Consider the following 12,928-nt stretch of genomic DNA (forward strand, 5'->3'; position numbering starts at 1 on the left):
CGTTTTGAATTGCTTTTTCGGAAGCAGCTGTTTCTTGTTGGCGCCTGTTTAGTTTGCGGACAACACCGGCGAGTGCCGCCGCCCCAGCCGGTTGAACCAGAACGACGCCATCACAACCAGCATGCCGAGCGAGAGCCGTTTAAGGTCGGTATCACGGTTCCAGATCAAGACATTGACGATCAGTCCAGCGGGGACATGCAGTTCGTTCATCACCGCCAGGACGCCCGCGTCGACCCGCGTGCTGCCCTTGGTCCACCCGTACATGCCCAGTGCTGTGGCAAATATGCCCAGCCAGGCCAGTACGCCCCATTGCATGGGCGTTTGCGGCAGACGTGACGGGTCGCCGAAAAGCCACCAGGAGGGCAATGCGACGAATAAGGCGCCTAGAAAGAAGTGTCCGAAGAAACGGTACATCGGAATATCGGTCGGGTAGCGCAGCAATAAGCGCCGGCAGATGACTTGCCCGGCGGCAAAAGCTAGATTGGCAATCTGTAGCAGGATGAAGCCGACGAGATAATCGCCGTGCAGTGGCCTGAAGCGGATGATGATGCCGCCGGTCACGGCGACGACCGCGGCAAGCAAGGCCCAACGGTTGAAATGGCGCGCCATGGCGTCGTCGAGCAAGGTGACGTAGATGGGCGTCAATACGGTGAAAAGCAGCACTTCCTGTACGGACAGCACATTGAAGCTGCGGTACAGGCAAAGGTAGGTAACGCCGAACTGCAAGGCGCCTGCCAGCCAGAAGCCGCGCACCAGCGTGGAGGGCAGGCCTCGCCAGATGCTCAGAGGGACGAAAATCGCTGCCGCTATTGATACGCGTGCCAGCACGGCAAAATCACTATCGACCTGGGCGGCCAGGTACTGGCCAATCAGGCTGAAAGAAAATGCCCAGAGAATCGTGACAATAACCAGGTAACGCATCGGTAATCACTACGGTGATGACATGAGGCCGAAGATGATAGCCGAATATTTGCCGATAAAACGACGTTGCCAGAAGGGCTTTGGTGATGCGGCGGAGCGGCAAGCAGCGCCATGTCGAATGCTTGCGGGATAAAGTTTGGATCGGTATGGCCGGCAGATGGAAAGCTGAAATATTCCATGCTGCATGAGTGCGCTTCGCCACAAGCTTGTTTTCTGATGGCTGTAGACGAGCCGCTTTGTGCCTCATTCTCCGGCGCTTTGATTGGTTGGAAGTTCTTGGGGCGAACGACACGCCTTTAAACCCAGGGTCAACTCGAATTAGGCATATTGCGTTATGGGAAACGTTACAAGTTCTCGCTTGTTACGCGATCCTGGGCGAGGGAAACGGCCTGCGAAGTGGTGAATGGGTGAATGATCACCAAGTCCGCGCCGAATGTTTTCCAAGCCTTTCATTCATCCAGCTCATTGGAGGTACGTATGAAGAAAATCATCCCGACCCTGCTTGCCAGTCTTTTTGCCGTCTCTTTCGCGTATGCGCAGACCGCCGCGCCAGCGTCTCCGACGCCCGCAACGGCGACGCCTCCAGCTCCCGCACAAACGGCGCCGGCAGCGGCAACGCCTGCCGCCAGCGCAGAAACACCTGCCGCTGCGCCGCAACAGGCTGTTGCACCGGCACAGAGCTGCGAACAAAGGGCGATTGATAAAAACGGCAAACCGCTGGCCGGTGCGGCCAAAACCGCATTCATGAAAAAGTGCGAGCGCGAAACACAGGGAGAAGATCCGTGCGAAGCCAAGGCGATTGGTAAAAACGGTAAGCCGCTGGCCGGCGCCGCCAAGACCGCATTCATGAAGAAATGCCAGAGCCAGCAGTAATCCGCCGCAATTTCCTGGTCGTGTGATCGTGTGACTATGTGGCCAGTGTGTTGCGCAGTATAAAAATCGATGGGCTGTCTGTTTGCAGGCAGCCCATTTGTTTTCAGAGCGGGGCTTGGAGAAAGCGCATGTCTTTTATTGTGCTGCCTCGCCTTGCTATCCTACCCAGCTGTTTTTGGTTGGCCATGTTTCGCAACACGTTGTGAGCCAAGCCGTCTCAGCGCCTTGTTGGTGCCGCTTTCATCGAGGCTATTTCTTGCGGGTACAATCCGTCTGGCTGAATGACATGCCAGATCAATATTGAGTAGGAAGAAATTATGGAGCCGCAGAAAGCACGGCTGAAACTGAACGGACGACATAAAAAAATCCTCGAACAGCTTCGGGAAGAAGGGTTTCTGGCGACGGAGCAGATGGCGCGTAATTTTGCCGTGACGACACAAACCATTCGCCGCGATATCAACATGCTCAGCAACCAGGGGCTGGTGCGCCGTTATCATGGGGGCGCGGGCGCGGTATCGAGTGTCGAGAATGTGGCTTATGCCTCGCGTCAGGCGCTCAATCATGAGGCGAAAGCGCGCATTGCGCGCGCCGTTGCGCGACAGATTCCAGATAAGGCTTCACTGTTCATCAATATCGGGACAACGACCGAGGCGGTTGCCCAAGCGCTGGCCGAACGTAAGAATCTGCGCATCATCACCAATAACCTCAATGTCGCCGCCTGTTTGTGCGGAAACAGTGCCTGTGAAGTGATTGTTGCCGGCGGTGTGGTACGTAGCGACCACGGCGTCATTGGCGAATCGACGATCGACTTTATTCGCCAGTTCAAGGTTGATTACGGCATCATCGGCATTTCTGGCATCGATACCGATGGCGCGCTGCTTGACTACGATTACCGCGAAGTGCGGGTAGCGCAGGCGATTATCGAAAACTCCCGCCAGGTTTTTCTGGTGGCCGATCGATCGAAGTTCAGCATCGCGCCGATGGTTAAGCTGGGTAGCCTGGCGGATATCGATGCGCTCTTTACCGATGCCGAGCCGCCTGCATCGATCGTTGAACTGTTAGCCGCTTCGCAGACCCGCCTCTTCATTGCCGACGACGGCAAGGCTGCCCGAAAACCCGTGTAAACAGGGCCTCTCCGGGCGGGTGCTCTAAAACCCTTGTAAACAGGGCATCTCAGGGGTGGGGCGCTGAAGTCCTTTATCCACGCGGGTTTCCGAGCAGCCTCCTCGGAAATGCCCTATTCACGCGGGCTCTGGCGGTGCTTTGTTGCCGGGCTTCTCCGCTATCAATATGTATTTTCGCTGTGCGGCAAAACCGCGTTTTTTTCGTTGACAAGTCGCAATAGCATAATTAATGTTCGTAAACGAAAATAATTGGCTTAATAATTGTTTTTGTATGAACAGTTTTTCGGCTTATTGACATCGAATTTCCGATGTTAACCGGATCGCACGATGCATGAGGGAGGCTTCCAGATGGAACTGAGGACGGGCAATATCGAAAAACTCAGCCAGGGCGTCCATGATGTTCTGGTCATTGGCGGCGGCGTCAATGGCGCCGTTGCCGCAGCGGCGCTGTCGGGGAGGGGCGTGAAGGTCGCATTGATCGACCGACAGGACTTTGCCGGTTTTACCAGTCAGCAGTCGAGCAATTTGGCCTGGGGCGGTATCAAATATCTGGAAAGCCACGATTTTGCGTTGGTGCGCGGCTTATGCAAAAGCCGCAATCACTTGCTGGAAAACTTCCCTTCGCGGATTCAGGAAATCCGCTTCTTTACAACGATCGAAAAAGGCTTCCGTTTTCCCCCATGGTTTATTTGGATGGGTACCTGGGTTTATTGGCTGTTCGGCAATTGTTTTACCCGTCCGCCGCGCCTACTGAGCCGGCGGCTGACCGAACAGGAAGAGCCAGTGGTCAGCACCGACAATTATTTTGGCGGCTTTGAGTATTCCGATGCCTACCTGCGCGATAACGACGCACGTTTTGTCTTCCAGTTTGTCCGTTCAGCGATGGATCGCGGCTGCGTTGCGGCAAATTACGTCGAATCGCTGGGCGCGCGGCGCGAAGACGATGTGTGGGTGGCCAAGGCGCGTGACGTAATTTCTGGGGAAACGCTGGAAATCCGTGCGCGCGTGCTGATCAATGCCGCAGGACCTTTCGTTGATGAGCACAATGCGCTGACCGGCGAGCAGACCGAGCACAAGCACCTGTTCTCAAAGGGCATTCATCTGATTGTTCCGCAGGTCACGACGCACCGAAAAATCCTGACCTTCTTTGCCGATGACGGGCGCTTGTTTTTTGCCATCCCGATGGGCAACCGCACCTGCGTGGGAACGACAGATACGCGCGTTGAATCGCCCCATAGCACCGTGACGGAAGAGGATCGCCGTTTCGTGCTCGACAACATTAACAAACGTCTGAAACTGGATAAACCGCTGACGTCTGCCGACATCATCGCCGAGCGTTGTGGCGTGCGTCCGCTGGTTGTCAAGCGCAGCAGCGGCGGCAGCGGTGAGCGCGACTGGCTTTTGCTGTCGCGCAAGCACGAAGTCGACATCAATCGTGAGACGAAGCACATTAGTATTTTTGGCGGAAAGCTGACCGATTGCGTCAATGTCGGCGACGAAATCAGCGGCATTGTTTCCGGAATGGGCGTGGACGTTCTGCAGCCCGGTTATAAATGGTACGGAGAGCCGCCTGCCTCGGTACGGGCGGATTTCGAGCGCCAGGCCAAAGACATGAATCTTGACAGACCGGCTTCGCCGCAGGATGCCGAGACGATCAGCGAACGACTATGGAGGCGTTACGACAAGCGCGCCCTCGAACTGCTCGCCATGATTCGCGAAGATTCGCGTCAGGCCGAGACCATTATCGAAGGCGCGGACTACCTGCGCGGCGAAATTGCCTTAATGCAGCGCCAGGAAATGATTGTTCGGCTTGAAGACTTTTTACGGCGGCGTTCAATGCTCGCCCTGACCATGCGGCGCGAGGACATCCATCAGGCAAAAGGCTTGCTAGAAGCCTGTGAAATCCTGTTTGGCAACGAGGCCAGGGCAAAATACGACGAGTATTTTGCAGCGCCGGCGTAATCACGAAGACTATACTGGGCGAAATAGGGCGTCATGGGCGTAAAAAACCGTTTTTTTCGTATTCCACGGATTTACGCCGAAGCATTTGGCTGGTATTTTCCGGTAGCCGATCTGCGGATTGTGGGGTCTAGAATCCGCTGCCTGTGTCGGCTGCTGGAATAGAGTTGCCGGAGCCGCGTATCACGGCAGACGTGTTGTTGTACAAGGCAATGGCGCATGGTGGGAATGGTGGGTATTCTTTTTTCTGGAGAGATTATGAAACGCAGAATTCTTCTTTTATCGGCATTGGCCTTGCTTGGCGCTTCGACGATGCCGGCTTTCGCAGCCGAAAAGAAAATTGTGGTCAAGATCGCCGGCATGAAACCTGAGGGCGAACCGGAAACCATCGGCATGAAGCTGTTCGCCAAGTACGTCATGGAAGGCACCAAGGGTAAATACGACGTGCGCGTCTTCCCGAACAGCCAGCTTGGCAAGGAAGATGCCTATATCGCCCAGACGCGCAAGGGCATCATCCAGATGTGTGCGACGGGCACGCAGACTTCATCCTTGTTCCCGGCTATGGCGATGCTGGAAACGCCTATGCTGTACGACAGCCTGGAACACGCGCATAAGGCGATGAATGGGGAAACCTTCAAGCTGATCAATAAAGGCTTTGCGGAAAAATCCGGCCTGACCATGCTCAATGCGTTCCCGCTCGGTTTCCGCCATTTCTACACCAAGAAGCCGATCAGCAGCGTGAATGACCTGAAGGGACTACGCATGCGCGTACCGAACATTCCGCTTTATCTGGAATTTGCCAAACAGCTTGGCCAGAGCGGCCAGCCGATGCCGTTTGCCGAAGTGCCAGCGGCGCTCGATCAAGGTACGATCGATGGCGGCGACAGCCCATTTTCCGATATCGTTGCGCTGAAGATGTACGAAATTGCGCCGAACATCACGCTGTCCGGCCATATTCTGGTGATCCACTCGCTGTACATCAACAACGATTTCTATAACAAACTGCCGCCGGAAGACCGCAAGGTGTTTGACGATGCCGCCAAGCGTTCTGCCGAAGACGTGTGGAAAATGGCCGCCGATGTCGAGAAAAAGGCTGTCGAAGAAATTACCAAGGGTGGTGGCAAGATCGTAACGCCCAATGCCGAGTTTAAGGCCGCGCTGAAGAAAGCCGGCGAAGGCACCTGGAAGCTGTTCTACGATACCGTGCCGAACGCCAAGGAAATTCTGGAAAGTGTGAAGCAGTACCAGTAAGTTAGCGTCGATCGTTCCGGAAGATGCGCTTGGGGACGGCCATCTTCCGGCAGTGTTTTGCCAGTCCTGTTGTTGTTTGAGGGGATGAAAAAGTCGGGCGGTGGTGCCGGATGTGCGCCGCTGTTCCGTAAATGGCGGTTGACGGGCGTTTCGATGCGCTTGCCCGCACCGCGTCGCTGCTGAAACAGAGGTTGTCAATCGAGAAAAGACAGGAGCGTCACGATGAGCGAGCTTATGCCCGAAAAACCAGAGGAAAAAGACAGCAAGGCGGAAGTGATCTTCCAGATATTCTGCGCGGTGATTTTCCTGTCCATGATCGGACTGGTCTTTTATAACGCAATCCTCCGCTATGCCTTCAAGTCCAGCTTTGCGCCCAGCGAGGAATGGGCGCGCATTCTGTTTATGTACATCACCTTCTTTGGCTCCATCGAAGGGTTTTACCGCGGCCGGCACATCGCGGTCGATATGCTGACCAATCTGCTCAGCGGCGTCACCAAGAAAACCGTCGATATCTTCGCGCAGCTGCTGGCACTGGCGGCGCTATTGCTGCTGCTCATTGGCGGCGTCTCGCTGGTCCAGCAGACGATCGATACCTCGACGGTGGCTACCGGCCTGAATATGGCCTTTGTCAATGGTACGTTGCCGATTATGGCGTTTGCCGTCATCCTCATTCGCGGGCGCGAACTTCTGCGCACAATCAAAAAACCTGCGTCCGAATTTGTGCGCGTGAAAAAGGAATTCTGACATGGAACTGCTCGTTTTCCTCGGCAGCCTGTTTTTCTTCCTGCTGCTCAATATTCCGATTGCGCTGGTCATGGTGCTCGCGGCCATCGTGCTGATGCTGTATTCCGGCGATAACGACTTCATGATCATTCCCCAGGCGATGGTCGACGGCGTCAATAACTATCCGCTAATGGCAATTCCCTTCTTTGTTTTTGCCGGCGAGATTATGGCCAAGGGCGGGTTGTCCAAACGCGTCATTTTGCTGGCGCAGCTGATGATCGGCCGCGTTAAAGGCGGCCTGGGATACGCAACGATCATCGCTTCAATCATCTTTGCCGGCCTGATGGGGAGTTCGGTCGGTGAGGCGGCGGCGCTGATGGGGATTCTCTATCCGATGATGAAAGATGCCGGCTACGACCGCGGTCGTGCCGGTGGCGTGATTGCCTCGGGCGCCATCCTAGGGCCCATCATTCCCCCTTCCGCCAACTTCATCCTGTTGGGCGCGACGATGGAGCTGTCGATCACCAAGCTGTTCATGATCGGCCTGGTTCCCGGCCTGCTGATTGGCCTGTTTCTGCTGGTCATGTGGTTCTTCATCGTAAGGAAAGACGGCTATTCGGAAACAATTACCTTTACGCGTGCAGAAGCTATCAGCATCCTGAAGGAAGCGACACCAGCTTTCATGCTGCCGGTACTGCTGCTGGGCGGTATCCGCGGCGGTATTTTTACGCCGACCGAAGGCGGCGCCTTCGCCGCAGTTTACGCCATCGTCGTGACGATGCTCTATTACCGCGAGCTTCCCCTGCGCGACCTGCTGCGCGTCAGCGCCACGGCAGCACGCAGTACCGCCGTGGTCATGCTCATCGTCGGCGCGGCCACGGCTGTCGGCTGGTTCATCACCGCAGCGCAGATTCCGGCGCAGATGACGGCTTTCTTCCAGCCACTGGTGCCAACGCCAACCCTGCTGTTGCTCGCGATCATGGTCTTTCTGTTCGCCGCTGGCATGGTTATGGATCTGACGCCAAACATCCTGCTGTTCGCGCCGGTGTTCTATCCGCTTACCACCGCCGCCGGTATCGACCCGTACTTTTTCGGCCTGCTTTTCGTGCTGAACGTCGGCATCGGCGTCATCACGCCGCCGGTCGGCACGGTACTGTTCGTCGTCTGCGGTTCGGCCGGCATTTCGATGGGCTATCTTGTCCGCAAGATGGCGCCGTTCCTTCTGATGGAAGCCGCTGTGCTATTGACCTTGCTGCTCTTCCCGAAAATTTCGCTGATTCCGCTCAAGTGGCTGACGTAACGTGAATATCGAACATAAAAAGTGCTTCGTCTTCGATCTGGACGGCACCGTCTACCTCGGAGACGAGCCGATTCACGGCACCGTCGACTTCATCCGGCGCAATATGGCGCACCGGGAGATTTACTTCCTGACCAACAATACCTCCAAAAACCTGGGAGACTACGTGCGCAAGCTCGCCCGTATCGGCATCGAAACGGCCGTCGAACGCATCCTTTCGCCCCTGCTGCCGCTTGCGGATTATCTTGAGGCGGAAGGCATCGGGCGCTTGTACCCGGTGGGTAATGCAAGCTTCCAGGCCTACCTGAAGCAGCGCCTGCCGGGGATCGAATTCACGGCAGGCGCACACTGCCAGGCCGTCGTCCTCGGTTACGATACCGAGCTGACTTACGCAAAATTGGCGGATTCGTGCCTGCTGCTCCAGCGACCCGAAATTCGTTTTCTCTCCACACACCCCGATCTCGTGTGCCCTTCGCCGCAGGGGCCGTTGCCGGACGCCGGCAGCTTCGTCAAACTTTATGAAGCGGCGACCGGACGTTTGCCGGAAATCGTTTTCGGCAAACCCAATACATTGATTTTGTCGCCGCTCCTCAAACGCTTTCAGCCCGACGAGATGGTTATGGTGGGTGACCGGTTGTCGACGGACAAACGGCTGGCCGAAAATGCGGGTATCGACTTCATCCTCGTCTTGAGCGGCGAAGCCAAGCGCGAAGATCTGCTAACGCAGATACGCCAGCCTAGTCTGGTGGTGGATCACCTGGGTGGTTTTTGAGTGGTATGTTGGGCAATGTTCTGGGCGGTAAGGTAGATGACTGAATCGGGAACCTACGAACTGACGATGATTCTGGGAGCGGCCACGCTGATGCTGTGGGGCGTGCGTATGGCCAGAACCGGCGTGATGCGGATGTATGGTGCAGAGATCCGTAAATTCCTGCCCAAGGCGCTGAAAAACCGCCTGATCGCCCTGCTGGCAGGGGCAGGCTCGGCCACCATCCTGCAAAGTTCGATTGCCGTGGCCATTTTTACCTCATCACTGGCCGCTTCCGGCGTCATTCCGGTCGCCGATGGCCTGGTGCTGATGCTCGGCGCGGACGCCGGCAGCGCCATTGTCGCTGCCCTGCTGACGCTCAATCTCAAAGCGTTCTGGCCCGTCCTCATGTTTCTGGGCTACGTACTGCATTCCAGCTATTCCGAAACCAATTCGCCGATCAAGCAGCTCGGGCGCATTCTGCTCGGCATCGCCATGATCCTCGTCGCACTGACTTTCATGGGGCAAGTGTCCTCGGCGCTGGCGGAAAGCGAACTGATCCGGACGATCATCATGTCGCTCGGCAACGAACTGTTCATCGCACTTCTGCTCTTTGCGATCCTGACCTGGCTAGCGCATTCGTCGATTGCCATTTTGCTGTTCTGGGCATCGCTTGTGCAGGCGGGCATTACCGACAATTCCGCGCTGATCATTGCGGCGATTCTGGGCATCAACGTCGGCAATTCCATTCCCCCCATCGTCATGAGCATGAATCAGGCCCCGCCCTCGCGCCGTATCGTTGTTGGGCACGGACTCATCAAGCTGGCGGGCGTCGTCGGCTGCTTTATCTGCCTTCGTCTGATTCAGGGGGTATATCACATCGTGCCGGGGCAGCCAGGATTCCGGGTCGTCGTGCTGCATATCCTGTTCAATCTGCTGCTGATCGCCTTCTTTGCCTGGCAGGCTGGGACCATTGCAAGGTTCATGGAGCGCTTTTTTGTCACTACCGAAAAAACTACTGACGATAACGGCCCCAAATACATTCCGGAAGCCTCGCAGGTCGATACGGTTCCGGTGGCTTTCCCCGTTCTCTCGCTGACCCGGGAAATCCTGCGCATTCTCGGCACGATCCAGAACATGCTGGAGAAAATGCTGGAACTGCTGCTTTCCGGGAAATACGAGGACACCGAAGAGATCGTGCGCATGGAGGAAAAAGTCGACCGGCTGTTCAAGGCCGTGCGCGCTTATGCGGTATTTTTAACCCGTAAAGATCTGAGCAATGCCGAACAGCGCAAGGTGTCCGCCCTGCTGCGCTACACCGCCAGCCTTGAAAATTCAGGCGATGTGATCAGCAAAACGATGGTCGGCATCTTCAAGTCGATCAAGCGCTCCGACTATCAGTTTTCCGAGCAGGGCAAATCCGAGCTGGATATGCTCTTCCGCTTCCTGATCGGAACGGCGCAGCTTGCCGGCGAAGTCATCATGGCCTGGCATCCCGATACCGCGGAGCTGCTCATTGAGCGTAAACGCGAGATGAAAAACATGTGCCACAACAGTTCCAAGGAACATGTCCAACGGCTCAGCCAGGGGGTATCGAATGCGCTGGCTTCCAGCTCCGGCCACCTCGACCTGATCTCCGAACTGCGCTGGATCAGTACGCAGATTTCGAGCATCGGCTACGACATCCTGCCGGATGAATCTTCCGACACTGAGGCGGAAGAGCGGCTGATCGGCCATTCAGAATAAAACAGGCCGAAGCCTCCCTCCGTTACCTATCCGCCCATCTGCCCATTCGTCCTGTTCCCTGTTTCTGTTCCTTTCCGGTAGAACGGCGCGCACCGCTAACAGCCCTACAGCCCGCTGAATACGGGCATTTCCCGCCGGTATGCCCGGAAATCCGCTCAGGACGTGGGTTTGCGGCCAGGCAGACCGGAAACGCCCGATAGACGCGGGTCTCCGCGGTGACCGATCCGCACCCCACTCAATAGGGCATTTACCGCTGGTGTGCCGGAAGTCTGCCTAGCCCGCATTTCTCACAGATAGAAGGTGCATCGCGGCCGGAGATATAAGAAAGTTTTTTTGCGAGAACGACTTAACCATATCTCTGAGGAAGCCGCGATGCCGACACAGTGTACCGTAGTCAGCCCATGCGCGAAGCGTATTGATGGCCGCCAGGTGGCGGTGGATTTCGACGGAGGGCAGATCAGTTCGGATGCGGGCGCGCTGTTGCTGCGCGAGGTCGATCGCACCTTGCGGCTGACCGAACGGGTGGCGGCCTGCTTCGAGGATGGGCGCGATCCGGAGCTGATCGAACACACGGTGCACACGTTGGTGATGCAACGGATCGTGGGGATCGCGCTGGGCTACGAGGACCTGAACGATCACGATCAATTGCGCCGTGACCCGGTACTGGCCACGCTGGCCGGTAAGCTCAGCGCTCGGCGCAAGGGCTGCGAGCCGCTGGCGGGCAAGTCGACCTTGAACCGGCTCGAACATGCCCCCGACACCAAGGACGGTTCGCGCTATCACAAGATCGCTCACGATCCGGCGGCCTTCGAGTCGCTGTTCGTCGCGTGCTTCATTGAGGCGCACGAGCAGGCACCTGACGAGATCATCCTCGATCTGGACGCCACCGACGACCCGCTGCACGGCCAGCAGGAAGGGCGTTTCTTCCATGGTTACTACGGCGGCTACTGCTACCTGCCGCTGTACATCTTCTGCGGCCGACATCTGCTCGCCGCCAAGCTGCGCCGGGCCAACACGGATGCCTCGGCGGGCAGCATCGATGAACTCGAACGCATCGTCACCCAGATCCGCCGCCACTGGCCGGAGGTGCGCATCGTGCTGCGTGCCGACTCGGGCTTTGCGCGCGATGCCTTGATGAGTTGGTGCGAGCAGACGCACATCGACTTCGTCTTCGGGCTGGCCAAGAACGACCGGCTCAAGGCCCAGATCGAAACCGAGATGAGCCAGGCGCAGGCCGAATGCACCCAGACCGGCAAGCCCGCACGGCGGTTTCGCGACTTCACCTACCGCACCCTTGACAGCTGGTCGTGCGCCCGGCGGGTCGTCGGCAAGGCCGAGCAGCTGCCGGGCAAGGCCAATCCGCGCTTCATCGTCACCAGCCTGGACGCTCAGCGCTGGCCGGCACGCGAACTGTACGAGGCGCTGTACTGCGCCCGAGGCGAAATGGAGAACCGCATCAAGGAGTGCCAGCTACACCTGTTCGCCGATCGCACCTCAACGGCGACGATGCGGGCCAATCAGCTGCGGCTGTGGTTCGCCTCCTTCGCCTACGTCATGCTCGAAGCGCTGCGCCGCATCGGGCTGGCTGGCACCGAACTGGCCGAGGCCACCTGCGAGAGCCTGCGCCTGAAACTGCTCAAGATCGGCGCACGGGTCAAGATCAGCGTGCGCCGCATCCATGTCAGCATGGCCAGCAGTCATCCGTTCCAGACCACCTGGCGCCTGGCCCAGGCCAGACTCGCCCCCGGCTGATCCGCCACGCCACCGTGGCCCTGCTGATCCGATCGCGCTCCCGTTCGCGCGAGGCGGTCTCATGCCCAAACAGCGCCGCTTGCCCCCTCAACGCACCTGACCGCCCGCAGAACCTCACCCGCCTGCACTCCATTGGCCGCTCGCGGGCCTGAATCCTCGCGGTCACGGCAACGCGTGAAGGAAAAAGCCGCGCCAACGGGGGCCGAACCGTGAGAGTGTGAGAAATGTGGGCTAGGAATTTTGTCCATTACCTCCTCTATTCCTGTTCCTTTCTGGTAGAACGGCGCGTACTGCCAATACCGCCCTACAGCCTACTGAATACGGGCGTTTCCCGCCGGTATGCCTGGAAAGCCGCTCAGGACGTGGGTTTGCGGCCAGACAGGCCGGAAACGCCCTATCGGCGCGGGCTTCCGCGGTGACTGCCCAGCGGCATCAGCTTTGGGCTAGGGCGGTGTATGGTCTGTCGCCTGCTCAGGGGCAGATTGCCGCGCGGCGGCCATAGAACGAAAAAGCCGCGGCCAACCTCCGAATTGC

10 protein-coding genes are annotated in these 12,928 nt (G+C 57.6%); 9 read left to right on the forward strand and 1 reads right to left on the reverse strand.

The window, feature by feature from the left end:
• Window positions 1-48: 48 nt before the first annotated feature.
• On the reverse strand, window positions 49-921 hold the full coding sequence (locus ABCS64_RS01235) for an EamA family transporter (protein ID WP_418890125.1): 873 nt from the start codon (window positions 919-921) through the stop codon (window positions 49-51).
• A gap of 477 nt (window positions 922-1,398) precedes the next feature.
• Between ABCS64_RS01235 and ABCS64_RS01240 the strand changes: the two genes are divergently transcribed.
• The 9 genes from ABCS64_RS01240 (at window position 1,399) to ABCS64_RS01280 (ending at window position 12,394) form a co-directional block, all read left to right on the forward strand.
• Complete coding sequence (locus tag ABCS64_RS01240; RefSeq protein WP_418890126.1) at window positions 1,399-1,794, forward strand: hypothetical protein; 396 nt, start codon at window positions 1,399-1,401, stop codon at window positions 1,792-1,794.
• 317 nt (window positions 1,795-2,111) lie between these two features.
• Window positions 2,112-2,918, forward strand: coding sequence for a DeoR/GlpR family DNA-binding transcription regulator (locus ABCS64_RS01245; RefSeq protein WP_479686644.1), 807 nt, complete (start codon window positions 2,112-2,114; stop codon window positions 2,916-2,918).
• 348 nt (window positions 2,919-3,266) lie between these two features.
• The gene (locus ABCS64_RS01250) at window positions 3,267-4,880 is read left to right on the forward strand and encodes a glycerol-3-phosphate dehydrogenase/oxidase (protein ID WP_418890127.1); all 1,614 of its coding nucleotides are present in this window, start codon (window positions 3,267-3,269) and stop codon (window positions 4,878-4,880) included.
• 255 nt (window positions 4,881-5,135) lie between these two features.
• Window positions 5,136-6,128 (forward strand): TRAP transporter substrate-binding protein, encoded by a 993-nt coding sequence (locus ABCS64_RS01255; protein WP_418890128.1) that lies wholly within the window; start codon window positions 5,136-5,138, stop codon window positions 6,126-6,128.
• A gap of 222 nt (window positions 6,129-6,350) precedes the next feature.
• Window positions 6,351-6,872 carry a TRAP transporter small permease gene (locus ABCS64_RS01260; RefSeq protein WP_418890129.1) on the forward strand — a complete coding sequence of 174 codons (522 nt, stop codon included), beginning with the start codon at window positions 6,351-6,353 and terminating at the stop codon, window positions 6,870-6,872.
• Window position 6,873: 1 nt separating this feature from the next.
• Window positions 6,874-8,151, forward strand: coding sequence for a TRAP transporter large permease (locus ABCS64_RS01265; RefSeq protein WP_418890130.1), 1,278 nt, complete (start codon window positions 6,874-6,876; stop codon window positions 8,149-8,151).
• 1 nt (window position 8,152) lies between these two features.
• On the forward strand, window positions 8,153-8,920 hold the full coding sequence (locus tag ABCS64_RS01270; protein ID WP_418890131.1) for an HAD-IIA family hydrolase: 768 nt from the start codon (window positions 8,153-8,155) through the stop codon (window positions 8,918-8,920).
• 36 nt (window positions 8,921-8,956) lie between these two features.
• Window positions 8,957-10,642 (forward strand): Na/Pi cotransporter family protein, encoded by a 1,686-nt coding sequence (locus tag ABCS64_RS01275; RefSeq protein ID WP_418890132.1) that lies wholly within the window; start codon window positions 8,957-8,959, stop codon window positions 10,640-10,642.
• Between the two features lie 372 nt (window positions 10,643-11,014).
• Window positions 11,015-12,394: an IS1380 family transposase gene (locus tag ABCS64_RS01280; protein WP_418889980.1), complete on the forward strand. Its 1,380-nt coding sequence runs from the start codon at window positions 11,015-11,017 to the stop codon at window positions 12,392-12,394.
• The last annotated feature ends 534 nt before the right edge of the window (window positions 12,395-12,928 follow it).

It is taken from the genome of Dentiradicibacter hellwigii, from assembly GCF_041770905.1.
Lineage (GTDB): Bacteria > Pseudomonadota > Gammaproteobacteria > Burkholderiales > Rhodocyclaceae > Propionivibrio > Propionivibrio hellwigii.